This is a genomic window from Brevibacterium sanguinis (genome assembly GCF_003315415.1).
Classification (GTDB): domain Bacteria; phylum Actinomycetota; class Actinomycetes; order Actinomycetales; family Brevibacteriaceae; genus Brevibacterium; species Brevibacterium celere_A.
On sequence record NZ_QNSB01000009.1, the window covers coordinates 61,978 to 86,391 of the forward strand.

A 24,414-nucleotide genomic window follows, 5' to 3' on the forward strand; every position below is an offset into this window, starting at 1 on the left:
CGCCGTCGCCCCGGCTCTGTGGCGTCGGATCAGCTCTGGGCGATCCAGACGGTCATCGCCTCCTGGTAGGTGTCGAGCGATTCCGGTCCATTGTCCCGGCCCCAGAATCCCGATTGGCGCATCCCGCCGAAGGGCGTCGCCACGGTGCCCTCACTGTAGCCGTTGATCGCCAGTGTGCCGACCCTGATCAGGTCTGTCCACCGCTTCACCTGTCCGATGTCCTCGCACCAGACGGTCGACGCGAGTCCGTAGGGCTCGTCGTTGATCAGGCGTGCGGCCTCGTCCCGGGTCTCGACGCGGATGAGCTGGGTGACGGGACCGAAGATCTCTCCGCAGCCGAGCTCGGAATCGGCGGGGACGCCTTCGAGGACGGTCACCGGACACCAGGTGCCGGCCTGGGGAACCTCCGGGGACTGATAGACGACGGTTGCGCCCTTGGTCACGGCTTCCTCGACCCAGGAGTTGATCCGCTGGTGGGCCCTGGCGTTGATGACCGGGCCGATGTCGGTGCCATCCTCCAGCGGGTCGCCCACGGTGATCTCGGCAGCGGCTGCCGCGAGGGCGTCGCGGAACTCGGCGCAGCGGTCCTCGCCGCCGACGAAGATCACGCGGGAGGAGGCCGTGCAGTTCTGTCCGCTGACACCGAAAGCGGCACCGGCGATGTCGGCGGCGATCGCCTCGTAATCCGAGGCATGCTCGTCGTCGATGATGTAGCCGGCGCGGCCGCCGAGCTCGAGGGAGACCTTCTTGAGGTTCGACTTCGCCGAGTTCTCCAGCACCTTACGCCCGGATGGGCCGGAACCGGTGAACGTGATGACGTCGATGTCCGGGTGCATGCCGAGTGCCTGGCCGACGGTGGCTCCGACGCCGGTGACGACGTTGACGATCCCATCGGGGACGCCCGCCTCGGTGGCGAGCCGGGCAAAGTACAGGGCGCTGAGGGTCGAGTCCTCCGAGGGCTTGATGACCATCGCGTTGCCTGCGGCCAGCGCGGGGCCGACCTTCCAGCCGAGCATCGCGATCGGGAAGTTCCACGGCAGCACTGCGGCGACCACGCCGATCGGGACCTTCTTCACCCAGCCGAATCCGGAGCTGTCCTGCAGATAGCGGCCCTCGTAGCTGCTGATGAGGTCGGCGTGGAAGCGGATGTTGGCGACGACGTCGGGGACGTCCTCGGCCACGCTTCCGGCGAACACCTTGCCCGCCTCGACGGCGTCGAGATAGGCGATGACCTCGGCGCGCTCGTCGACGAGGTCGGCCAACCGGCGGAGGATCGCTGCGCGCTGCTCTCCGTCACGGGCCCAGTCCCCGGTGGCGAACGCCGAGCGGGCGGCGGCGACGGCCGCATCGACCTGTGCGTCGGTGGCCTGGCTCAGGGTGCCCAGGGTCTCCCCTGTCGACGGGGAGACGATGTCGATCGGCTCACCCTCACCGGAGACGAAGCCGCCGTCCGAATAGATCCCCCGGTTGCCACCGAGCAGGTCCTCAAGTGCCTTCCTGCCGTTCTCAAACATGAGCAGTGCTCCTCTCGAGTTCGTCGATCGCGGCGAGCAGGGTCTCGACCGCGTGCGTGTCGGCGGTGGGCAGCGGCAGACGGACAGGGCCCTGTTCGGAGCCGCGTCGGCTCAGTGCCTGCTTGATGAGGGAGATGAACGCGGAGCTGCCTTCGATCTGGCCGAGGGCTCCGCCGAGGCGGTTCCACAGGGACACGGCCTCGGACCAGTCCCCCGCCGCGGCGAGGTCCCACAGCCGCTGACAGGGTTCGGGGAGCAGCCACGCCGAGGCGGCTACCCAGCCGCTCGCGCCCTGGGTGAAGCCTTCGAGAGCGATCCCGTCGGCGCCGACGAACACCTCGACATCATCGCCGAGCGCCTCCCGCAGCTCACGGACCCGGGTGGCCTCTCCCGAGGTCTCCTTCACGCTCCAGAACGTGCCCGTGTCCCCCAGCTGGGCAAGGTCGGCCGGGAGCAGATCGGTGCCGGTGGAGTGCGGGTTGTTGTAGACCATGACCGGCAGTGGCGAGGTCGACATGACCTCACGCAGTGCGGCGATGACGGGGCCGGGCTCGAGGCCGCCGTAGAAGGGAGGAGTGATCATCACGGCGTCGGCGCCGAGGTCCTTGGCCTGGGCGATGAGGGATGACATCTCCGCGGGAGCGTAGGCCATGCAGCCGACGACGACAGTGGCACGTCCGGATGCCGCGGCGACGACCGCGCGGATCTGCTCCTCGCGCTCCTCGGCGCTGAGCGCCAGCGCCTCGCCGGTGGCGCCGAGGCAGAGGATCCCGCCGACACCGGCGGCGATGACGCGCTCGATCCCCGCGGCGAGCTCGTCGAGGTTCTGGCTGCCGTCGGTGCGGTACGGGGTGGTGGGCACGGCGAAGACTCCGCGCATGGTCTGATTCGTCATCGAATCGTCCTTTCGGTGTGGGGACGCAAGGATTCCACTGACGAGCTTAGGCAAACATGTGACATTTCACAAGGAGCCCGGCGGCACTGTTCGGATCCGGACACGTGACAAGGGCGGATCCCGTCTCCGGAATCCGCCCTTGTCATCGTCGCTCCTACTCCCGGAAGTAGGAGATCAGGCGCAGGATCTCGACGTAGAGCCAGACCAGGGTGACCATGAGCGAGAACGCGCACATCCAGGAGTACTTCTCCGGGATCCGGTGCTTGACGCCCTCTTCGATCATCTGGAAGTCGGCGATGAGGGTCATCGCGGCGAGCACCGTGGCGACGATGCCGATGATGACGCCCAGCGGCATCCCCATCACCTCGATGCTGCGCGCTCCCCCGGTGCCGGTGATCATGGCGACGCCGAAGTTGATGAGCGAGAAGACGGCGTATCCGCCCACGGCGATGGCCATGAACTTCATCATCTTCGAGCCGTAGCGGATGCCCTTGAACTTGAACAGGGCCAGCATGACGCCGAAGACGCTGAGCGTCGCGAGCACGGCCTGCATGACGATCCCCGGGTAGAGGGATTCGAACATGCCGGAGATGCCGCCGAGGAACACACCTTCGAAGGCGGCGTAGCCGAGGATCAGGCCCTTGCTCGGCTCCTTCTTGAATGCGTTGACCAGTCCGAGGACCAGTGCGATGAGCATCGCGGGCAGCGCCAGGGCGGGAACGAACCAGCCGACCACGGCACCGGCGAGCAGGATGCCGAAGCAGATGCCCGTCTTGACCATGACGTCTTCGTACTGCATCGTCCGGTCCGCGATCTGGGGGCCGGCGTTGCGGTTCTGGGCGGCAGGCTGGTTGAACAGGTTGTTGAGTTCCTGATCCGACATGACAGGCTGCGAACGACCCGCCTGGACTCCCTGGTTGAGAGCCCGATTGATCATGGGGTTACTCACGGTCGATTCCTTTCGATCTGAGTAGATTCACTGTACCGCCCAGTCTAGTCGTATCAACTGGGTGAGAACTGCGAATCAGGGGAGGCCGATTCCTCATGCGTTCACCGAGGTCAACACGCGCAGGGAGCCCCGCATTCCCGCCTCGGCGCCGAGGCGGACCGACGCTCCGGCCGTTCGGCCGGAGCGTCCGCGCACGATCAGCCCAGCTGGTAGTGGGTGGCCGCCCCCGGACCCCAGGGGATGCCGATGGCCCACCAGATGAAGAACAGCAGTCCCCAGAAGACGAACATCGCGAACGACAGCGGGATCGTGAACGACAGCAGCGTGCCGATGCCGGCATCCCTCTTGTACTTCTGGAGGAAGCCGAGCACGAGCACGAAGTAGGGGCTCATGGGCGAGATGATGTTCGTCGTCGAGTCCCCGATCCGGTAGAGCGCCTGGGTGGTCTCGGGAGAGATCGACAGGAGCATGAACATCGGGACGAGGACCGGTGCCATGAGCGTCCACAGTCCTGAACCGGACGTGAGGAACAGTGCTCCGATCGCGACGAGGACCCAGCCGCCCAGCAGGATGACGAAGGTCCCGGTGTTGAGCGATCCGAAGAACGCCGCTCCCTCGATGGCGAGGATCACTCCGAGGTTCGACATCTTGAATAGGGCGAGGAACTGGCTGGCGGCGAAGAACAGGACGATGACGGGGACGAACGGAACGAGCCCCTTGGCCATCATCTCCGGAATGTCGGAGGTCTTGCGGATCGACCCGGTCGCGTACCCGTAGATGATGCCGAGGATGAAGAATCCGAAGCCGATGATCCCCGCGATCCCGGCCATGAGGCCGGACTCGGGTCCGAATGATCCCGCTTCGTCACGGAGGAACGAATCCTTCGGCCAGGCGAGGAAGAAGAGGAGTCCGGCACAGCCGACGAGGGCGACGCAGGCGATGGCGATTCCGCGCTTCTCGTGCGGGTCGAGCGCCAACCTGACGTCGAAGTCCTCCGGGTCGTCCTCGTCCACGGGGTCGAGTTCGATCTGGTCGGCACGTTTGGACAGGACGAGTTCGGTGACCAGGGTGACCGCGGCGGCGACGACGAACATCGACACGAAGTTGAAGTAGAAGTTCGCGACGGGAGTGACGACGTACTCGGGGTCGATGATCTGCGCGGCCGTGGTCGACAGGCCGCCGAGGATCGTGTCCAGGGAGTTGACCATGGGCGCAGCCGAGTAGCCTCCCGAGGTCGCGGCATAAGCGACGACGCAGCCGAGCATCGGGTTGCGCCCGACCGCCTTGAACGCGAGTCCGCCCAACGGGATCATGATGAGGTAGGAGGCGTCGGAGGCGATCGACGAGGCGGTGCCCGCCAGGGCCACGATGAACGTGATCCACTTCGGCGAGGCGCCGGCGATCGTGCCGCGCAGCATCGCGGGGATGAGTCCCGAATGCTCGGCGACGGCAACGCCGAGGAGGACGATGAGGACGAGTCCCAGCGCCGGGAAGGTGACGAAGTTCTCGGTCGTGCCGGCGACGATCGCCCGCAGGGATTCGGTCGAGAGGAGATTCGTGACGGTGACGGTCTCCTCGGTGGCGGGATTGACCGCGCTGAGCCCCGTGGCGGAGAAGATCGCCGAGAGCACCATGACCACGACGGCCAGGGACAGGAAGAGCCAGAACGGATGGGGCAGCTTGTTGCCGGCCTTCTCGATGACGACGAGGAGGCGCATGAGCCAGCTGAGCTCGGACGGTCTCTTCTGCTTCTCATCGGTCACAGCGACATTGCTCGACATGGGATCTCCTGCTCATCGGGCACGATCAGGGCGACCGTGCGGGGCATGCACAAAGCGCCCAGAGTCCGGCGCCCGCGATGCGGGCTGCGAACTCTGAGCGCTCCATCCTGTCGAACCCCTGACCGTCGTCGCCAGTGAATTCCACATTCTGGAATCCCGGGCGGGTCAGCGACAGCTGATCAGCGTTCGAGATCTCCCCTGATGAACGCCTCGACGGCGTCATGGGCGGAGTCGTCGTCGATCTGCTCGGGCGGTGACTTCATGAAGTACGAGGATGCGGAGATGAGGGCACCGCCGACTCCCCGATCGAGGCCGATCTTGGCCGCACGGACTGCGTCGATGATGACGCCGGCCGAGTTCGGCGAGTCCCAGACCTCGAGCTTGTACTCGAGTGAGACCGGCGCATCGCCGAAGTTGCGGCCCTCGAGGCGGACGAAGGCCCACTTGCGGTCGTCGAGCCAGGCCACGTAGTCACTGGGCCCGATGTGGACATCGCGCTCGGCGAGGTCGGCCGACGTGTTCGAGGTGACGGCCTGGGTCTTGGAGATCTTCTTCGACTCGAGGCGGGTCCGCTCGAGCATGTTCTTGAAGTCCATGTTGCCGCCGACGTTGAGCTGGTAGGTCCTGTCGAGGACGACTCCGCGGTCCTCGAAGAGCTTCGCCATCACGCGGTGGGTGATGGTCGCGCCGATCTGGCTCTTGATGTCATCACCGACGATCGGCACGCCCGCCGCGCGGAACTTCTCGTCCCATTCCTTGGTTCCCGCGATGAACACCGGCAGCGCGTTGACGAACGCGACCTTCGCGTCGATGGCGGCCTGGGCGTAGAACTCGGTCGCCTGCTGGGAGCCGACGGGGAGGTAGCAGACGAGGACATCGGCTCTCGCGTCACGCAGGGCCTGTGCGACGTCGACGGGCTCGATGTCGGATTCGACGATCATCTCCCGGTAGTAGTGGCCGAGGCCGTCGAGGGTCGGACCGCGCAGCACCTCGACGCCGGTCGGAGGCACCTCGGCGAGCTTGATCGTGTTGTTCTCGCTGGCCCCGATCGCCTCGGCGATGTCGGCACCGACCTTCTTTCCGTCCACATCGAATGCGGCGACGAATTCGATATCACCGACGTGATAGTCCCCGAATTCCACGTGCATGAGTCCCGGAACCTTGGTTCCTGGGGCTGCGTCCCGGTAGTACTCCACACCTTGGATAAGGGAAGAGGCGCAATTGCCCAGTCCGGCAATCGCGACTCGAATCGATTTCGTTCCCACGTCTGTGAACTCTCCTTTGTCGTTTCAGGTCTCCCCGAGTGTCGGGTCCGCTCTCACTGCGGCCGAACCCGATCTGGCCCAGCATTTCATCTTAATGACCTCGTCAAACGGCGGGGCCGGTGCCCGGCCCGGGCAGTGCTGCCCGGTCGGGCGGGTGTTCCGCTCAGCTGACGACGAGCGGCTCCAGAACCAGATCCGGATGGTTCTTCTGCACTCCCTGCAGCCGCCACCGATCGGAGAACAGCGCCAGCAGCTCACCGTCGGAGCGGCTGAGCACCTCGACCGAGCGTTCTCGCGCCAGAGTCGGAACGCATTCCGGGGTGGTGCGCCTGGCCAGGGAGAAGTTGAGCCGTTCGAGATTGCACGGGGCGTTGAACTCGTTCGTCATCCGATCCTCGGCGACTTCGAACTGCATCGGACCGACGGCGCCGAGCACGGGCGCCTGGTCGCCGCGCAGATCGGAGCGCAGCACCTGGATCACGCCTTCGTGGTCGAGCTGCTCGATGCCGCGCCGGAACTGCTTGTACTTCGAGGAGTCCTTGGCGCGGATGACCATGAAGTGCTCGGGCGAGAAGGTGGGGATGCTCGGGAACTCGACCTTCTTGTCGAGATAGAGCGAATCGCCGACTCGCAGGGCGCTGGCGTTGACGAGGCCGACGACGTCACCGGGGAACGCCTCGTCGACGACGTCCCGGTCGCGGCCGAAGACCTGCTGCGCGTACTTCGTGGCGAACGGTTTGCCGGTCGCCGCGTGGGTGAGGACCGAACCGCGTTCGAACACTCCTGAGCACACCCGGATGTAGGCGAGCCGGTCACGGTGGTTGGAGTCCATTCCGGCCTGGACCTTGAACACGAATCCGGAGAACGGGGCGGCGACGTCACGCGGGTTGCCGTCCTTGTCCTCGCGCGCCTCGGCGGCCGGTGCCAGGTCGACGAGCATGTCGAGCAGCTTGCGGATGCCGAAGTTGAGCACCGCCGAGGCGAACATCACGGGCGTGGACCTGCCCGCGAGGAATGTGTCCTGATCGTGGTTCTGTCCCTCCATGTCGAGGAGATCCGATTCGTCGACGGCGGTCTCCCAGGCCTCACCTTCGAGGTCGAGGGCCTGGGCGGGGGTGAAGGTCTCCTCCCCGGCGATCGTCGCGCCCCCGTCGGTGCGGGTGTACTTCGTGTAGTCGCCGGTGACCCGGTCGAGGACGCCGCGGAAGTCGCCGGAGTGGCCGACCGGCCAGGTCAGAGGTGTCGGCAGGAGACCGGTCCGGTTCTGGACCTCATCCATGAGCTCGAGCGCGTCGAGACCCGGACGGTCCCACTTGTTGACGACGGTGATGATGGGGATGTTGCGGTGGGCGCAGACCTCGAAGAGCTTCATCGTCTGCGTCTCGAGGCCCTTGGCGGCGTCGATGAGCATGACGGCGCAGTCGACGGCGGAGAGCACCCGGTATGTGTCCTCCGAGAAGTCGGCGTGGCCGGGGGTGTCGACGAGGTTGAAAACGGTGTCCCGGTACTCGAACTGGAGAGCGGCCGAGGAGATCGAGATGCCGCGGTCCTGCTCCATCTGCATCCAGTCGGAGACGGTGGCGCGTCGACCGGCCTTCCCGTGAGTGGCTCCGGCCTGACCGATCGCGCGGGCGTGCAGGGCGAGCGCCTCGGTGGTCGTCGACTTGCCCGCGTCGGGGTGCGAGATGACAGCGAACGTGCGGCGGCGCGCCGCCTCGGCTCGGATGTCCTTGTCAGAATGTTGGCCAGAAGTCACCAAACAATCCTACCGCCCTTCGCCGGAGCACTGTATGAGCGTTCAGTCACACAGGCTGCGCGGCGTGGACACGCTTCACGGCGTCCAGCGTCCTGCCGGATTTCGCGTCTAAGCTGATGGGCGATGACTGAGGAATACGTCGAATACGCGGGCCGGTCGGAGCCGAGGGAGCGTTGGCTCAAGGCGCTGCCGCTGATCGCCGCGGCACTCATCGGGATCCCGTTCCTGGTGCTCGCGATCCGGTTCTCGCTGGACATCGCACAGGTCACCCGGTACGTCTTCGACCTCGGCACGTCAGCATGGGAAGCCACGGGGCTCGTGCTGCTCAGCCTGTCCGGAGGATTCTGCCTCATCGCCTATCTCGTCTGCCTGTTCGTCGGATCGCGCAGGCGGACATGGAAGTGGCGCATCTGGTGGGCGGTGGCCACGGTCGTCGTCGCCGCGATCCTGCCCGCCTGGTGGCTCTTCGCGGGTTTCTTCTCCGCCCCGGCCTGACGACTCGCGTCCGGGCGGTGGAGCCAACGGGCGGTTGGCCGCCTCGTTGGCACCACCATCTCGCGCCGGCCGCATGATCAGCCGTCCCCGTCACAGAACGCCCCGCACACAGCACGCCCTGCAGTCAGCCGCACGCCCAACCGCTAGCCGCACGCCCACCCGTTCGCTCGACAAAACTCCCTGCCAGCCACACAACCTCCCGCCGCAACGGCGCAGATTGCGCCCAACTGTAGGGGTGATCCGGCCCGGCTGCGAATCCCTACAGCCCCGCGAGCGTCTTGGCGATCCGCTTCTCCGACACCGGATGGGCCGTGCCCAGGGAGTTCGCGTAGAGGCTCACGCGCAGCTCTTCGAGCGAGGTGAGGACCTCGCGCCACGTGCTCGGCAGGGACACGATGAGCTGTGCCCATTCGGCTCTGGCCAGCTCCGGGAACCGATTGCGGATCTTCTTGGCCACGTCGTCGCAGGCTCCGGTGACGCGGTCCATCAGCTGCCGGTCCCGAACCGGTGAGTTCTCCATCGCGTCGATCCGCAGCACCTGGGCCTGCACCCAGCGCGGCAGGTCTCTGACCATCTGCCCGGTCATCCCGGACACCGCCTCGGCCGAGACTCGGCTGCCGCGCCACTGCTGGACGTCGGCGAGGTTGGACAGGATCGCCAGGGATGAGGCCCTCGACACCTTCTTGTCGAGCTCCGTCGTCGCCTTCAGAGCTCTGATCAGGGATGGCAGCAGCGACGAGCAGTCGACGGGCAGCGCCGCCTGGACGGTCGTCTCCAGCCGGGCGAACTCCTCGGGCGTGGCGACCCACCCCGATTCAGCGGGACCGAGCTCCGCCTCGACGACGCTGCGGATGCCCGCTCGGATCAGGGCCGAGAGCAGCTCATCGGAGGACTTCTGATGACCCGCGAGGATGAGCTTCTCGTCCATCGTCAGCCCGTCCCGCAGGTACCCCCGCACCTGTGCCGTGCCCAGGCCGAGCAGAGTGATGAGCCCCTCCCGAGTCGCCGATCGTGACTGCGCCGGTGTGTCGAAGGCGACGAGGTCGACGCTGGAACCGCGGTCGGCAAGACCGGGGATGACGCCCGCCTCGGCGTCGTCGGGGTCGGCAAGCGTTCCGAAGGACCACGCCGTCAGGCCGGTGCGGGTCGAGAAGGCGGTCTGCTTCTGCCGGGCCTTGCGCACCTGCGGCTTCGCCTGCGCCGTCAGCTGACCGAGGTCCTCGCCGAGGCCGACGGTCTTCGTCCCGTCGACGACCCGGAACCGGATCCGCAGGTGAGCAGGGATGCGGTCGCGGTCGAAGTCCTCCGCGCGCACGGTGATCGGCACCAGATCGTTGAGGCCTCCCCCACCCGCGCGTTCGCTGAGGTGCGCGGCGAGGACCTCCGGCAGGCTGCCTTGATACGGGGTGAGGCTGGGCAGGATGTCGCGGGCGACGTCGGGTGCGGGCACGAAGTACCGGCGCTTGCTCTTCGGCAGGGACCGGATGTAGGCGGCGACGAGCTCCTCCCGCAGGCCCGGCACCTGCCACGAGAACTCGTCCGGGTCGACGAGGGGCACCGCGGCGGCGGGCAGCTCGACGGTCACCCCGTCCTCGCTGCTGCCGGGATCGAAGGAGTACCGCAGCTTCGCCTTCGTTCCGTCGGCCAGTTCCCATTCCATCGGGAAGTCATCGGCCACCGAGGCGGTGAGCTCCTCGCTGTCCTCGCTGAGCAGGATCGACGTCGTGAGATCGAGGATGTGCGGGTCCCGGCGCTTCTGCTTCTTCCACCAGGACCGGAAATCCGCTGCCGAGGTGACTGCAGCGGGGATCCGCTCGTCGTAGAAGTCGTAGAGCGCGTCGTCCTGGTCGAGGACGCGCCGGTTGCGGGTGCGCGAGGCCAGCTCCTCGGCTTCCTCGATGACGGACTGGTTGTGCTCGAGGAACGGGAACCGCTCGTGCCAGTCGCGTTCGATGAGTCCCTTGCGGATGAACATGTCGCGCGCACCCTCCCGGTCGAAGGTCCCGTATCCGACTCTGCGGTCGCTCACGAGGGTGACCCCGTAGAGGGAGATCTTCTCGTAGACCATCGAGGCCCCGGCCTTCGTCGACCAGTGCGGTTCGGAGTACTGCCGGGTGACGAGGTCCCCTGCCGCGTCGACGACCCAGTCGGGGTCGATGGCGGCGACGGTGCGCGCCCACAGCCGGGAGGTCTCGACGAGCTCGGCGGCCATGACGAAGTCCGGGTTCTTCTTGAACAGGCCCGACCCGGGGAAGATCGCGAATCGGGTGCCGCGAGCGCCCTGGTAATCCTTCGTCCGCTCCGACCGGGAGCCGATCATCGACAGCAGACCGGTGAGCAGGGCGCGATGGATCGCGGCGGCGTGGGGATCGAGGGTCATGTTCGCGCCCTTCATCCCGGGTCCCTCGGTCTGATCGCGGCCCTTCGTCGCGGTCTTCCTGGCCGCACTGAGCTCGGCGAAGCCGACCTTCCCCCGCGGTCCGGGTCCGGTCGGCAGCGCCGACCGCCCGTCGTCCGCCCCGCGGCCTTCATCTCCCCGCCGGCTGCGGTCCGTGCGCCCGCGCGCCGAGGCGCCGGACCCGTTCGCGGTGTCGCCTGGCTCGAGCGTGGCATCCTCACCGGAGTCCTGTCGCCAGCTGGGTCGCTCGACTCGGATTCCCGCCGAGCCGAGCAGGGACCGCAGCTGACCGACGAGGTCCTGCCATTCCCGGATGCGGACGAAGTTGAGGAACTCGCTCTTGCACAGTCGACGGAACTTCGAGCTCGTCAGGGACGCCTGAGCGTCGTCGAGGTAGTTCCACAGATTGAGGTAGGAGAGGAAGTCGCTGGCCGGGTGGGTGAAGCGGGCATGCTTCTCATCGGCGGCCGCCCGCACCTCGGTGGGGCGCTCGCGCGGGTCCTGGATGGACAGCGCGGCGACGATGACGGTGACGTCTCCCCCGCACCCCGCCTCGGCGCCGGCGATGACCATCCGCGCCAAGCGCGGGTCGATGGGGAGCACCGACAGCTTCCGGCCGATCGGGGTGACCTCGATGCGGCCGGATCTGTTCGTCGTCAGGGCGCCGAGTTCGGCGAGCATCGTCCGCCCGTCGCGCACGGCCTTCGCCTCGGGAGGGGTGAGGAACGGGAACGACAGGATCTCCTCGTCACTCGAGGCGAAACCGAGCTCGGTCATCTGGAGGATGACACTGGCGAGGTTCGTGCGCAGGATCTCGGGATCGGTGTACTCCGGTCGCGACTCGAAGTCGGCTTCCGAATACAGGCGGATGCAGATGCCGTCGCTGGTGCGACCCGACCGGCCCTTGCGCTGGTTCGCACTGGCCTGGGACACCCGTTCGATCGGCAGGCGCTGGACGCGGGTGCGGTTGGAGTAGCGGGAGATCCGCGCGGTGCCGACGTCGATGACGTACTTGATGCCGGGCACGGTCAGCGAGGTCTCGGCGACGTTGGTGGCGAGCACGATGCGCGGTCGCGAGTGCGGTCGGAACACCTTCTGCTGCTCTCCCGCGGACAGGCGGGCGAACAGGGGAACGACCTCCCAGTTGCTCAGTCTGGTCCGTCTGCGCAGGTGAGCCTCGAGGGCGTCGGCGGTGTCGCGAATCTCCCGTTCGCCGGAGAGGAAGACGAGGATGTCGCCGGGAGCTTCCCGGCTGAGCTCGTCGACGGCGGCGAGGATGCCCTCGGTCTGCTCCTCGACTCCGGTCTCGTAGTCCCCGGAGTCGCCCGGACCGTCGACGTCGTCGTCGGCTGCGTCCTCGATGAGCGGGCGGTAGCGGACCTCGACCGGGTAGGTGCGGCCTTCGACCCTGATGATCGGGGCGTCGTCGAAGTGGGCGGAGAAGGACTCGGGGTCGATCGTCGCCGAGGTGATGATGATCTTGAGGTCGGGCCGATGCCTGCGCACTTCCTTGAGATAGCCGAGGAGGAAGTCGATGTTGAGGCTGCGTTCGTGCGCCTCGTCGATGATGATGACCTCGTAGTCGCGCAGGAGCTTGTCCCGCGACAGCTCCGAGAGGAGGATTCCGTCGGTCATCACCTTGACCCGGGTCGAGTCGGCGACCTGAGCGGTGAAGCGGACCTGGTAGCCGATGGTCGACCCGAGGTCCTCGCCGAGCTCGTCGGCGATGCGTTCGGCCACGGTGCGGGCCGCGATCCGCCGGGGCTGGGTGTGACCGATCATGCCCTCGACGCCCAGGCCCAGTTCGAGGCAGATCTTCGGCAGCTGGGTCGTCTTCCCCGAGCCGGTCTCGCCGGCGATGATGACGACCTGGTTCTCGGCGATCGCCGCGGCGATCTCGTCCCTGGCCGCACTGACGGGCAGCTCCGGCGGGTAGGTGACCTCGACTGTCGTCGCCTCGCGGGCGGCCCGCAGACGTGCGCGGCGGTCGCGGTGCTGGGCGCCGGTTCTCCTGGAGGTCTTGCGCCGAGGCGGTCGCCGGCTCTTCGTGCTCGAGTCCGTGGGCGAAGGTATGTGCTTGTCCTGTGACATCTCGACCCCAGCTTAGTCGCGTTGCACTCGGAAGGCAGCGCTGCCCCGGATCGTGGTCCATCCGTGCGCTATACCGAATCTTCCCGAGAGGACATCTGCTGCATGTTCTCTCTGATGCCCGCGAGTTCGAACACATAGCGGACGGCGCATGTTGTTCGTCGTCGGTGCGTGACCTCGCGGCTGCAGAACAGAGAGACGTCGAGCGTCGAGCCTTCCAGTCGGGTCAACCTGCGCCGAACCGCTTTGGCGGTGAACGTCGCGATCGCGACTGTGTACCGCGTCTTCGCGGTCCTCGGACGGTCTTGTCGCATCGTCGGCTCACCACGATGGGAGACGAAAGCACCGCTGGGAGGCCCCGGATATCGTTCATCGATGGACTCCCGTGACGAGGCGGTTGTAGTCCATCGCGATCTCGACCCATGTTGCCAATTGCTCGTCGTCGCTGATCGCGTCGGCTGCGACTTCGATCCACCCTGGTCCCATGTCGCGACCCGGCCCCATCTCCGCCTGGATCGCTCCTCGTCTAGTGAGGAGTTTGTCATGCCGGTCGCCGTCGACTCGCACGAGGAGGCCCCCGTCTTTGAGTGCGCTGACGATCATCTTCTCGTTGACCATCACGGACCTGCCACCGAACATCGACACCTCCCGCACCACGGGCTCGTCGACGAGCATGACACGGAGACGCTCGATGAGGACGTTCTGCTCGGGAGTCATCGCCGGCCCTGCTTCTCAGCCCTGCTCGGGCGTACCGTAGGAGAGCCGGTCGAAGATCAGCACGCTCGACGCGATCTTCCCGTTCTCGACGGTGAAGTACTCGGCCGCCGGGGTCGTGGAGGTGCCGGCGGTCTGCGGGTAGTAGAACAGCGCCACCCGGTTCCCGTCGGCGAACTCGGCGATGTCGCTGATGCCGGTGAGCATCGGCGCGAATCCTCCGATGAACTCTCGGTAGGCTTCCTTGCCTTCCAGGTCGACGCCGGGGGCGCGGCAGGTGATCTCGTCGGAGACGAGGTTCATCGCGGTGTCGATATCGCCGCTCGTCCACGCCCGGTGGTACTGCTGCACGGTGTCGTATGCGGTGCTCTGAGTCATGTTGTCCTCCTATGTTGGTGCTGCGGAAACAGCGTCGGGTGTGTTCAGTCCGGGAGCGGGTGCCAGCCGTCCGGTCCGGCGTCACCGCCGGCTCCGACGACGGCGAGGCGGGGCAGGAAGTTCGCCCACCCGTCGGCGTGGCCCCGCACCTCGGTATCGGGCAAGTCGGAATGGCAGAGGTCGACGCGGGTACCGCCATCCACCCGCGTAAGCCGGAACTCGACGGTCGATGCCCCCGCCGGAAGATCGTCGCTCCCGAGAAAGCCCCACGACACGACCACACGGTGCGGCGGCTCGACGTGCAGGTACTCACCTCGCACGGGGTGCCCAGCGATATCGACGGCGAACTTCCCACCGGGAGTCGGATCGAGGTCGGCGTACTGTCCCATCCACGCAGTCATGCCCTCGTTCGTGGTCAGGTACTCGAACACCGTCTCGGGTGCGGCGGCGATGTCGATGGAGTCGCGGAACTCAGCCATGATCCTTCACCTGCCGAGACTCGATCACGGACTTCAAGTCGGCCAGCTTCGTCGGCCAGAAATCGTCCAGGTATGAGCGCACCGCCGCCAGCCCGTCGGTGTCGACCGCGAACAGATGCCGGGTTCCCTCCCTCGTGCTCGTTGCAAGGCCGGCCTTGCGAAGCACCCCCAGGTGATGAGAGGCCGTCTGCTGAGAGAGACCGAGCTCTTCAGCGATCACTCCCACAGGTTGCGGGGCAGATCGGATCACCCGTAGGATCGCCCGGCGGTTCCCGTCAGCCAACGCGCGCAACGCTAAGTCAAGGTTGGCTGCTGCCTCTGCGCCCATCGCATCTCCTCACGTGATCAGACCAGTCTAACACAAACTCAGGCTTGTACTCATGGAGATTGGTCGAGGGCGATCCGTTTCAACCGATCAGCGTCACGCCTGGCTGCCGCCGGTAGACCCGGCTGAAAACGAAGCAGTGTTTCTCCAGCCGGATGTCGGTCCTCCTTGCATGACCTCCCTAGTGAGGGCGTGGACTATTCCTGTGAGATCGATCGACTCCACCCGAGCAGGCCTCACCGGCCGCAATTGCGGACTTGCCAGCAGCTCCAGCGCCCAGCGGCAGCGGCACTTAGACTGTGGGAATGGGACTGCCGACAGCGCAGCGGATCGTCTTCCGCGAGATGACTACTGCCGATCTCGATCTCGTCCATTCGCTGCTCGGCGATCCGCAAGTCATGGCCTTCTATCCCCGGCCGAAGACACTCGAGGAATGCGCTTTGTGGATTCGCCGCAACCGGGACAGCTACGCGGCTTTGGGATTCGGCCTGTGGATTCTCGAAGACCTCAGCGGTCGGTTCCTCGGTGAGTGCGGTCTGATTCTCCAGGACATCAATGGAGGGAAGGTCGAAGTCGGCTACCACCTGTCGCCCTCTGCTCAGGGTCGCGGATATGCCGCAGAGGCGGCCCGTGCCTGCATCGAGTTCGCACGCGAGAAGGACATCGGAGACCTCATCGCGATCATCGATCCGGCGAATGCGGCCTCTCGCGCGGTTGCGCTGAGCGCCGGGATGTCCTGGTGGCGAAACGAGATCGTGTTCGGCGGGCAGAAGGAGATCTACCGGATCGTCCTGTCCGCGAGCGCGGTCAGCTTCGCGACGTAGGCATCCCAGTCCTGGTCGTCGGGGATGTTGGTGTTGTCGACCTTCATCCCGATCCGGCCGTCGATCCCCTCCCGCAGGATGTCGGCCTGCCCGAGGTGCCGGCTGAGCTCGACGAGGACGTGGACGATGGCGCGGTGCAGGGTGACCTCGTCCTGCGGCGGGGCCCAGTGCGGGACGCGTCCGCGCGCGTCGAGCGGAAGCGATTCGATAGTCTCGTCGGCGAAGGCCCACACCCGTCGGTAGAGATCGCAGACCGAGGCGGCGGATTCGTCCGCGGTCGCGTACCAGTCGGCCTGCGGGTCGGAGTCGAACACCTCGTCGGCGATCACCTCGGCGGGATTCGGCCAGGGTCTGCCGAAGGTGTCGCCGAGGTAGCCGATCTCCACCTGCGCCATGTGCTTGACGATCCCGAGGAGATTCATGCCCGTCGGGGTCCGTGGCAGCCGCAGCTCCCTCTCGCTGAGCCCGTCGAGCTTCCACAGCAGGGCTTCTCGGCTCGACTGCAGGTAATCGCGCAGGATCGTCTTCATGGTCACACCCTACCCTTGGCGAAGGCCCTGGTCAGCCGCCCCAGATCGGGGCGAGGCTCGTGTAGAGCTGGTGGACGCCGAGGACGATGAAGAGCAGGGCGGTGATGCCCAGGGCGATGTTGGTGTGCAGTCTGTTCGCCCATTCCTTCGGGACGCGCTTGCCGTTGAGCAGTCCGAGCAGCGTCAGTGCCAGGAAGGGCATGAACAGCGAACCGAGCACACCGTAGGCGAGGATGAGGCCGATCGGCTTGCCGAGCAGGAACAGGAGCATCGGCGGGAAGGTCAGCCACAGCAGGTAGAACTTGAAGTACTTCCCACCGGTGAGGGTGTCCGGATGCCCACCGGGCTTGTTCCGCATGTGGCCCCAGAAGTCGGCGAACATCAGCGAGACTCCGTTCCACACGCCGATGATCGACGAGAACGACGCGGCCCAGAAGCCGATGAGGAACCCGGTGCCGACGACCTCGCCGTAGCGGTCGTTGAGGACGTCGGAGAGATCGAGCAGACCCTCGTCCCCGCCGGAGATCGAGACGCCGGCGGCGCGGACCACCTCGGCGCCGACGATGAGCATGGCGATGACGAAGATCCCGGTCATCACATAGGCCATCGAGTTGTCGATCCTCATCACGCGCATCCACTTGGGCGTGTACCACCCCTTCTCGCGCAGCCAGTAGCCGTAGGCGGCCAGGGTGATCGTGCCGCCGACCCCGCCGGCGAGCGCGAGGGTGTAGATGACCCCGCCCTCGGGGATCAGGGGGATGAGGCCCTTGAGCATGTCGGGGACGTTGGGCACGGCGATGACGGCGAGTCCGACGACGGTGACGAACATGATGCCGACGAGGACCGCGGTGACCTTCTCGAAGAACGCGTAGCGTCCGAACCAGACCATGGCGAAGCCGGCCAGTCCCATGAGCACCGAGCAGATGGTGAGATCGAGACTGGGGAAGAGGGCGACGACCGGCAGGGCGGCCGAGCTCATCGCCGTCGCGCCGTAGACGAATCCCCAGATGAGGATGTAGGGACCGAAGTACCACGTCGTCCACCGCCCCAGTGACCGCCACCCTTCGAAGATCGTGCGCCCGGTGGCCAGGGTGTAGCGTCCGGCGCCCTCGACGAGGATGATCTTGAGGATCACGCCGACGATGACCGCCCACAGCAGGGCATAGCCGTACTGGCTGCCGGCGACGAGCGTCGCCACCATATCGGCGGCTCCGACTCCCGTCGCGGCGACGACCAGTCCGGGACCGATGATCTTCCATTTCGCCGGTCCGGGAGCGTCGAAGGCTTCCGGATCGATCGGTGCTTGTGAGTTCTTCGACATGTGAGCCATTCCATCACAGCCCCTCCCGCGAGCGCATGGTCGCTCGGACTCCACCGTGGCGACAGGCTATCCTCGAGGGGTGACTGACGACGATTCCCGCAGCAGGATCGCCAGACGGATGTTCCCCGACGGCGAGGACCCCGATCCTCGCTTCACGCTCGCCAACGAGCGCACGTTCCTGTCCTGGATCCGCACCGCCCTCGCCTTCATCGGCGGGGGCATCGCGGTCGAGGCATTCACCTCGGCGATCTTCGCACCGACCCTGCGGGCGAGCCTGTCGATCGTCCTCATGAGCATCGGGTTCGTCCTGGCGGCGGGCGCCGCGGTGCGCTGGTTCCGGATCGAGACCGCGATGCGGCGCGGTCGCTCGCTGCCGCTGCCGCTCATCATCCCGATCGTCAGCCTCGCCTCGGCGCTGGGGGCGGGCCTCCTCGTCCTCGTCTTCGCCGGTTTCCTGTGACCTCGTCACCCGCGTCCCGTCCCCACGAGGATCCGGGACTGCAGCCGGAGCGGACCACGCAGTCCTGGCTGCGCACGAGTCTGACGCTCATCGTCGTCAGTCTGCTCTTCATCCGGTGGATCCACATCTTCCACGCCTCCGCGATCGCGATCTTCGTCCTCTGCCTCGCACTGGCGATCGCCGCCATCGCCCTGCAGGTGCGCCGCTATCGCCTCGGCGTCCACTCGATCCGGGTCGAACGCGGACGACCGACTCCCCTGGCGGTCCTGTTCCTCACCGCCTCCGTGTGCCTCATCGCCGCCCTCGGCGTCGCCACCGTCCTCGAGGTCACCGTCGGATGAGCGACGGATCCCCCGAGTCCTGCCGTTGACATCGGGGCACGCATGCCCGACGACACCTCCCCGAGGGCCGCGGCGATGGGTGCCCTTCCCTACACTGGTGGGTATGAAGGATGCTCGTGAAGTCTCAACCGCCCAGATCGTCGCCCTCGGACTAGTCGGCGGATACCTCACCGCTCGCGAGACAGGGATCCGGCCCCTCGGCGGAGTCGTGCTCGCCGCCGCCGGCGCCTACGCCACCAGGACCTGGGCCGTGAAGAAGGGGTGGCCTGCGACCACCGCGCTGACCCTGGGCTACCTCGGCGGATTCGGCCTCTCCCACCCACTGGCCAAGAGGATCGGGGCCTGGCCGTCCGTGCTCTCGGTCACCGCGGCCGTCTCGGCGGCCGCGCACTTCGCCGTCGACGCCGCGCCTTCCGACGGCTGAGCTCTCCGGTCTCCGTCGCCAGACCAGTGACTCCTCCCGAGAACATCGAGTACCCGCCTCGCGGAAGCGGGGTGGATCGGTAGCCCATGCTCGCCGTCTTCGAAGGCTTCGCCGTCATCGCAGGAGTGATCCTCACCGGGTTCCTGCTCGGGCGAAGCGAGGTCCTCGGCCCCACCGGGCAGCAGGTCATCGCCAAACTCGTCTTCTACGCCGGCACCCCGGCGCTGCTCTACGTCACGGTGGCGGGCACTGACCTCGGGCTCATCTTCAACACCGCGCTGTTCGCCACCGGCGGCTCGGCCGTCATCGTCGGCGTCCTGCTCTTCGCGCTCACTCGCTGGATCCGCCGCCGCGGCACGGGAGAGGCGCTGTTCTCGGCATGGGCGGTCAGCTACGTCAACATCGGCAACCTCGGCATCCCGATCGCCGCCTATGTGCTCGGAGACATCGGCTATGTCGCGCCGGTGCTGCTGTTCCAGCTCCTCGTCCTCGCCCCGATCGGCATGGCCGTGCTCGATTCGACCGGGACGAAGAAGCACGACCGGCGCTGGTACTCGGCGGTGCTCCAGGTCCTGCGCAACCCCATCGTGCTCGGCGCCGGGGCGGGCGTGGCCGCCTCGGCGACGGGCTTCGAACTCCCCCGCTTCGTCTTCGAACCGATCGACATGATCGGCGCCACGGCGGTGCCCGGGGCGCTCCTCGCCTTCGGGATCTCCCTCAAGGACGGCTGGTCGCTGCCGGTCGCGGGAACGAGGAAACAGCTGTCCTTCATCACGGTAGCCAAGCTCTTCCTCCAGCCTCTCATCGCCTGGGTCATCGGCGGGCCACTGCTCGGGTACACCGGCGTCGACCTGCTGGCCATCGTCGTCACCTCCGCCCTGCCGACGGCGCAGAACGTCTACATCTACTCGATGCAGTACAAGCAGTCCGAAGCGCTCATGCGCGATGCCGTCTTCATCACCACCGTCCTCGCGGTGCCCACGCTCGTCATCATCGCGGCCCTGCTCGGTTAGCGCTCCTCCGGCCACCGGCGCTGCGCTGATCACGGGACCTGCGCGCCACTGCCGACGTCCTCACGCGGGCACCGGCCCTTCGGCGGTCGGTGCGATCCTCGGCCTCCCTGGCGTGTCATCCCCTGGTCGCCCGACACCGTCGATGACAATGGGACTGTGGCTGCAGACGAGAAGAACGAGACCGAAGACCTCCTGAGCAGGCGGATGAGTTCAGGCTCCACGAGCGCTGCCGGAAAGCACTCCGAACCTCCGCTCGAAGCGGCGAACGACCCCTCGACCGACACCGAGGCGTTCGATCCGATCACCGACGACATCGTCCGCGAGGAGCCACGACCCACCACCGGATCCACCTCGGCGGTGCGGGTCGCCCCCGCCTACCCCGCGCACTCCACCGACACCGGTCCGACCCGGGAGGTGGCGACGGGATCGACCCGCACCGTGCCGGCGGGCGCCTCGGTGATGAGCGAAGAGGACTGGGCCGCGGTCACCCGAGCGGCCACCGGCACGGACCGCAACGACCCCGAGGTCCCCGAGAGGCGCCGCAGCCCGCTCGACGTCATCGGGATCATCTGGATCGCCCTGGCGACACCGTTCATCCTGCTCGCCCTGGCCGTGCGCTTCGTCGCCTCCGGACTGTTCCTCAAGTTCGAGTACTTCCGTCCCGGGTTCCCGGCCGACGAGTTCGGGTTCAGCGCCTCCGACCGGGAGCACTACGGCACGTACGTCATCGACTACCTCCACAATCTCGATTCCCGCCGCTACCTCGCCGACGTCATCCTGCCCAACGGGGAGCCGGTGTTCATCTCGGACGAGCTCTCCCACATGGCCGATGTCAAGGGCCTCATCTCCCTGCTCTACCTCATCGCCTTCATCGGCGTCATCGGAGTCATCATCTTCGCGCTCATCCTCTCCCGTCGGAACGGGCCGGGGATCCACCTCGGCGTGCGCCTGGGATCGATCCTCACGATCGTCGCGCTGGCCGCGACGGCGGTGCTCGCGTTCCTCGGCTGGGACACCTTCTTCCGCGGCTTCCACCGCATCTTCTTCGCGGACGGGACCTGGGAGTTCTACCTCGACGATTCGCTCATCAGACTGTTCCCGCCCCAGTTCTGGGTCGATGCGGGGATCGCCGTCGGCGGGATCGTCGTCCTCCTCGCGATCGTCCTCTTCTGCTTCAGCTTCGCCGGTCACAAGCAGCGCAGGGCACTGCGCCGGGCCGCCAAGGACAGCGCCAAGGCCAGCTGAGCCACCACGAACCCGGCCGGGTGGCCTTTCCCCTTCCACCCGGCCGAATCCCTGCCTCGGTGCCCTCTCTGCACCATCCTTCGCGCGGGGAGCAGCCGCACTGCATTCCGGCTGGTCAACCTGTGAAATGCATGGAACGCCTTGAGCCCCAGAAGTCAGACCGGTAGCGTCGAAAACGTCCGCGATGTCGATCTCTTCGAAGGAGCCGCACATGTCCACGCATGACACCGATCAACTGACCTTCCAGAATCCGGTGACCCGGTTCCCGGACATCACTCCACCGAAGCAGGATCAGCCCGAGCCGGGCCTCGACAAGGAGCTGATCCCGCAGACCGATCGCGGCCAGAACTCGTACCGCGGGACCGGCCGGCTCAAGGGCCGCAAAGCGCTCATCACCGGTGCCGACTCCGGGATCGGCGCCGCGGTGGCCATCGCCTTCGCCCGGGAGGGAGCCGACGTCGCGCTCTCCTACCTCCCCGCCGAGCAGTCCGATGCGGAGGAGATCCGCGACTACGTCGAGGAGACCGGCCAGCGCGCCTTCCTCTACCCAGGTGACCTGTCCGATCCGCAGTACTGCCGGGATCTCGTCGACGCCACCGTCAAGGAGTTCGGCGGACTCGACGCCCTCGTCAACAACGCGGGCCGGCAGATCGCCGTCGAGGCGATCGAGGACCTCAGCGACGAGCAGTGGGCCAAGACCTACCATACGAACATCTTCGGCATGTTCCACGTCACCAAGGCCGCCGTTCCCGTCATGCCCGAGGGGTCGACGATCGTCAATACCACGTCCATCCAGGCCTACCAGCCCTCGACACACCTCATCGACTACGCGTCGACGAAGGCGGCGATCAACAACTTCACCAAGGGGCTTGCCCAGCAGCTCGCACCCCGCGGCATCCGGGTGAACGCCGTGGCACCGGGACCGATCTGGACTCCCCTCCAGGTCTCCGACGGTCAGCCCAAGGAGGCGCTGCCGAAGTTCGGCAAGAACACGCCGCTCGGGCGGGCCGGCCAGCCCACAGAGCTGGCACCGGCCTACGTCTTCCTGACGTCGCCGGAATCGAGCTACGTCCTCGGCGAGACACTCAATGTCAACGGCGGAACGCCCGCACCGTGAGCGCGTCATCAGTGCTTCCGCTCGGCAGACGCGTGTGCGAGAATGGCCGCACCCCGACTCCTGGTCATTCAGGGGCCGGGGGCCATCCGCACGAAAGTCGAGGTGGAGCGCAGCGGACGAGCTGGCCGAACAATGATCGGAAGGAAGTCCCATGAGCAACGAGAAGAAACTGCGGGATGCCGCCCAGGGCCTCGATGAGTCGTTGGAGCCGGTCGCCGGCACCTCCGACATGGAATCAGGCGCCGATGCGGGCTATCAGGAGGACGACTCCGAGGAGCGCCTCCAGCAGGTCGCCGACGAACAGGGTGTGACCCTCATCGAGAACGCCGACGGTTCGCACACGGCGATCGACGAATCGAAGGCCGACGATGCCGACCTCGCGGCCGGTGACACGCGCTCCGACGAGACCCCGCCCTCGGAGCCTCCGGACTGATCGACGGGTCCCGGCTCCTCACCGTCCGATCGTCGGACCGTGAGGAACCGGGAGGAGCATTCAGGAGTTCTGTGCCTCGGTGGTGAAGCGCCCTGCCGGGGCGCAGTCGTGTCTAGCTGCCCTTCGAGGACTTCGTTCGGCGCGCGTTCTCCTTCTGCAGCGCCTCGACCAGTTCGTCCTTCGACATCGTCGAGCGACCGGCGATGTCGAGCTCCTTCGCCAGTTCGTAGAGATGCTCCTTCGACGCATTGGCGTCGACTCCCCCAGCAGTCGGCCTCTCGGTCGACTTGCCTCCCTCGCTCTGGGCGTCCGAGGGGCCCGCCTCCTCCTTCGGGCGCCAGGCGTCGCCGACCTTCTCATGCGTGTGCTTGAGCGCCTGGTATCCGACGCGGTACGCGCGCTCCTCGTCCCCGTACTCCTCGAGGGCGGAGTCGTGTGCCTTCGCGAACGTGCGCTGGGCCTTCTCGTCCGACCTCTGCAGGGTCGACGGGAGCTCGGACTTCTTCGGCTTCCCGCTCTTCGATGTCTTCGGCATGGTTCTCACCTCTCGGTCGGCGCATCCTCGGTTCTCCGCACGCTACCGCTCACACCCCGTCATGCCAAGGGCCCCGTGCAGGTCGGACGGTCGAGGGCCCCGTCCGATTCGAACGGCCGAGGGGCCTGTCCGAGGTGCCGGGGAATCAGTCGTCGACGGCGTCGCGGCCCCGGCGCACGATGAGGGGATCGGGTGCGTAGACGACCTCGGGATCCTTGCCCTCATAGTCGAACTGGTTGAGGAAGTAGCGCATGGCGTTGAGGCGGGCGCGCTTCTTGTCGTTGCTCTTGACCGTGATCCACGGGGCGTGATCGGTGTCGGTGCGGCGGAACGTCTCCTCCTTCGCCGCGGTGTAGTCCTCCCATCTGTCCAGGGACTCGAGGTCCATCGGTGAGAGCTTCCACTGCCGCACGGGGTCGATCTGCCGGATCGCGAAGCGGGTCCGCTGCTCACGCTGGGTGACGGAGAACCAGAACTTGGTCACGTGGATGCCGGAGTCGATGAGCATCTTCTCGAACACCGGCGCCTGCTCCATGAAGGTCTCGTACTCGTCGTCCGTGCAGAAGCCCATGACCCGTTCGACGTTGGCCCGGTTGTACCACGAGCGGTCGAACATGACGATCTCGCCGTTCGTCGGCAGATGCTGGACGTAGCGCTGGAAGTACCACTGCCCGGCCTCACGGTCGGAGGGCTTGTTGAGGGCGACAACCTTCGCCGCGCGAGGGTTGAGATGCTCGGTGAATCGTTTGATCGTCCCGCCCTTGCCGGCGGCGTCGCGGCCTTCGAAGACGACGACGTGCTTGAGGTCGTGGTCCTGACCCCAGTATTGGAACTTGAGCAGCTCGACCTGCAGATGGTACTTCTCGACCTCGTACTCCTCCCGCTCCATGAGCTCGGGGTAGGGATAGCCTTCACGCCAGGTCTCGACGGCACGGCCGAGGGGGTCGATGAGCCGCGGATCAGGAGTGTGACCGTCGTCGACCCGGTAGCCTTCGAGGCGAAGCTTGTCGATGTACTCTCGCAGGTTCTCGTTCGGCAGACTGGTCACAAGTGCCCTCCTCGACATCGACTTCCACTGCAGCGCCGTCTCGGGTGAGGGCGCGCGCCTTCGGCACGGTACTGCTCCAAGGTGAA

General features: G+C 66.6%; 24 protein-coding genes. 9 read left to right on the top strand and 15 right to left on the bottom strand.

The window, feature by feature from the left end; genetic code table 11:
* Window positions 1-29: 29 nt before the first annotated feature.
* The 6 genes from DFO65_RS12945 to DFO65_RS12970 all read right to left on the bottom strand — a co-directional run bounded on the left by DFO65_RS12945 (window position 30) and on the right by DFO65_RS12970 (window position 8,160).
* Window positions 30-1,514: an aldehyde dehydrogenase family protein gene (locus DFO65_RS12945; protein ID WP_113904857.1), complete on the bottom strand. Its 1,485-nt coding sequence runs from the start codon at window positions 1,512-1,514 to the stop codon at window positions 30-32.
* Window positions 1,507-2,409: a dihydrodipicolinate synthase family protein gene (locus DFO65_RS12950; protein WP_113904858.1), complete on the bottom strand. Its 903-nt coding sequence runs from the start codon at window positions 2,407-2,409 to the stop codon at window positions 1,507-1,509. The genes DFO65_RS12945 and DFO65_RS12950 overlap by 8 nt, the downstream gene beginning before the upstream one ends.
* Window positions 2,410-2,563: 154 nt before the next feature.
* Window positions 2,564-3,346, bottom strand: a complete 783-nt coding sequence (locus tag DFO65_RS12955) for a Bax inhibitor-1/YccA family protein (RefSeq protein ID WP_113904859.1) — start codon at window positions 3,344-3,346, stop codon at window positions 2,564-2,566.
* Window positions 3,347-3,555: 209 nt separating this feature from the next.
* Window positions 3,556-5,139 carry an AbgT family transporter gene (locus DFO65_RS12960; RefSeq protein ID WP_113904860.1) on the bottom strand — a complete coding sequence of 528 codons (1,584 nt, stop codon included), beginning with the start codon at window positions 5,137-5,139 and terminating at the stop codon, window positions 3,556-3,558.
* Between the two features lie 179 nt (window positions 5,140-5,318).
* Window positions 5,319-6,404: an inositol-3-phosphate synthase gene (locus DFO65_RS12965; protein ID WP_113904861.1), complete on the bottom strand. Its 1,086-nt coding sequence runs from the start codon at window positions 6,402-6,404 to the stop codon at window positions 5,319-5,321.
* Between the two features lie 163 nt (window positions 6,405-6,567).
* Window positions 6,568-8,160: a peptide chain release factor 3 gene (locus DFO65_RS12970; RefSeq protein ID WP_113904862.1), complete on the bottom strand. Its 1,593-nt coding sequence runs from the start codon at window positions 8,158-8,160 to the stop codon at window positions 6,568-6,570.
* Between the two features lie 123 nt (window positions 8,161-8,283).
* Between DFO65_RS12970 and DFO65_RS12975 the strand changes: the two genes are divergently transcribed.
* Window positions 8,284-8,655 (top strand): hypothetical protein, encoded by a 372-nt coding sequence (locus DFO65_RS12975; protein ID WP_113904863.1) that lies wholly within the window; start codon window positions 8,284-8,286, stop codon window positions 8,653-8,655.
* A 259-nt stretch (window positions 8,656-8,914) separates the two neighbouring features.
* On the opposite strand, the gene hrpA is transcribed toward DFO65_RS12975, so the two are convergent.
* The 5 genes from hrpA to DFO65_RS13000 form a co-directional block, all read right to left on the bottom strand.
* On the bottom strand, window positions 8,915-13,144 hold the full coding sequence (gene hrpA, locus DFO65_RS12980) for an ATP-dependent RNA helicase HrpA (RefSeq protein ID WP_113904864.1): 4,230 nt from the start codon (window positions 13,142-13,144) through the stop codon (window positions 8,915-8,917).
* 366 nt (window positions 13,145-13,510) lie between these two features.
* Window positions 13,511-13,858, bottom strand: a complete 348-nt coding sequence (locus DFO65_RS12985; protein WP_113904865.1) for a TfoX/Sxy family protein — start codon at window positions 13,856-13,858, stop codon at window positions 13,511-13,513.
* A 15-nt stretch (window positions 13,859-13,873) separates the two neighbouring features.
* Entirely contained in the window at window positions 13,874-14,233 is a 360-nt protein-coding gene (locus DFO65_RS12990) for a nuclear transport factor 2 family protein (protein WP_113904866.1), read from the bottom strand.
* 44 nt (window positions 14,234-14,277) lie between these two features.
* Entirely contained in the window at window positions 14,278-14,712 is a 435-nt protein-coding gene (locus DFO65_RS12995) for an SRPBCC family protein (protein ID WP_113904867.1), read from the bottom strand.
* Window positions 14,705-15,040 (bottom strand): ArsR/SmtB family transcription factor, encoded by a 336-nt coding sequence (locus DFO65_RS13000; protein ID WP_113904868.1) that lies wholly within the window; start codon window positions 15,038-15,040, stop codon window positions 14,705-14,707. The genes DFO65_RS12995 and DFO65_RS13000 overlap by 8 nt, the downstream gene beginning before the upstream one ends.
* A 302-nt stretch (window positions 15,041-15,342) precedes the next feature.
* On the opposite strand from DFO65_RS13000, the gene DFO65_RS13005 reads away from it, so the two are divergent.
* Complete coding sequence (locus DFO65_RS13005) at window positions 15,343-15,861, top strand: GNAT family N-acetyltransferase (RefSeq protein WP_113904869.1); 519 nt, start codon at window positions 15,343-15,345, stop codon at window positions 15,859-15,861.
* Here DFO65_RS13005 and DFO65_RS13010 read toward each other — a convergent pair.
* A complete protein-coding gene (locus DFO65_RS13010) occupies window positions 15,816-16,391 on the bottom strand; it encodes a DinB family protein (RefSeq protein WP_113904870.1) in 576 nt (191 codons plus the stop codon). The genes DFO65_RS13005 and DFO65_RS13010 overlap by 46 nt on opposite strands.
* 31 nt (window positions 16,392-16,422) lie before the next feature.
* Window positions 16,423-17,712 (bottom strand): Nramp family divalent metal transporter, encoded by a 1,290-nt coding sequence (locus DFO65_RS13015; RefSeq protein ID WP_113904871.1) that lies wholly within the window; start codon window positions 17,710-17,712, stop codon window positions 16,423-16,425.
* Between the two features lie 79 nt (window positions 17,713-17,791).
* Here DFO65_RS13015 and DFO65_RS13020 point away from each other — a divergent pair, with 79 nt between their 5' ends.
* From DFO65_RS13020 to DFO65_RS13050, 7 genes are all read left to right on the top strand, one after another.
* Window positions 17,792-18,172 (top strand): YidH family protein, encoded by a 381-nt coding sequence (locus tag DFO65_RS13020; RefSeq protein ID WP_428844227.1) that lies wholly within the window; start codon window positions 17,792-17,794, stop codon window positions 18,170-18,172.
* Window positions 18,169-18,513, top strand: a complete 345-nt coding sequence (locus DFO65_RS13025; RefSeq protein WP_113904873.1) for a DUF202 domain-containing protein — start codon at window positions 18,169-18,171, stop codon at window positions 18,511-18,513. The genes DFO65_RS13020 and DFO65_RS13025 overlap by 4 nt, the downstream gene beginning before the upstream one ends.
* Before the next feature lie 103 nt (window positions 18,514-18,616).
* Window positions 18,617-18,937 carry a hypothetical protein gene (locus tag DFO65_RS13030; RefSeq protein ID WP_113904874.1) on the top strand — a complete coding sequence of 107 codons (321 nt, stop codon included), beginning with the start codon at window positions 18,617-18,619 and terminating at the stop codon, window positions 18,935-18,937.
* A gap of 86 nt (window positions 18,938-19,023) precedes the next feature.
* Window positions 19,024-19,950 carry an AEC family transporter gene (locus DFO65_RS13035; RefSeq protein ID WP_113904875.1) on the top strand — a complete coding sequence of 309 codons (927 nt, stop codon included), beginning with the start codon at window positions 19,024-19,026 and terminating at the stop codon, window positions 19,948-19,950.
* Window positions 19,951-20,106: 156 nt separating this feature from the next.
* A complete protein-coding gene (locus DFO65_RS13040; RefSeq protein WP_113904876.1) occupies window positions 20,107-21,195 on the top strand; it encodes a TIGR01906 family membrane protein in 1,089 nt (362 codons plus the stop codon).
* Window positions 21,196-21,406: 211 nt separating this feature from the next.
* The gene (locus DFO65_RS13045) at window positions 21,407-22,312 is read left to right on the top strand and encodes an SDR family oxidoreductase (protein ID WP_113904877.1); all 906 of its coding nucleotides are present in this window, start codon (window positions 21,407-21,409) and stop codon (window positions 22,310-22,312) included.
* Window positions 22,313-22,463: 151 nt separating this feature from the next.
* Window positions 22,464-22,745, top strand: coding sequence for a hypothetical protein (locus tag DFO65_RS13050; RefSeq protein WP_113904878.1), 282 nt, complete (start codon window positions 22,464-22,466; stop codon window positions 22,743-22,745).
* A gap of 112 nt (window positions 22,746-22,857) precedes the next feature.
* Here the strand turns inward: DFO65_RS13050 and DFO65_RS13055 are convergent, their stop codons facing one another.
* Window positions 22,858-23,280: a ChaB family protein gene (locus DFO65_RS13055; RefSeq protein WP_113904879.1), complete on the bottom strand. Its 423-nt coding sequence runs from the start codon at window positions 23,278-23,280 to the stop codon at window positions 22,858-22,860.
* 145 nt (window positions 23,281-23,425) lie between these two features.
* Window positions 23,426-24,346, bottom strand: a complete 921-nt coding sequence (ppk2, locus tag DFO65_RS13060; protein WP_181778725.1) for a polyphosphate kinase 2 — start codon at window positions 24,344-24,346, stop codon at window positions 23,426-23,428.
* Window positions 24,347-24,414: the final 68 nt, after the last annotated feature.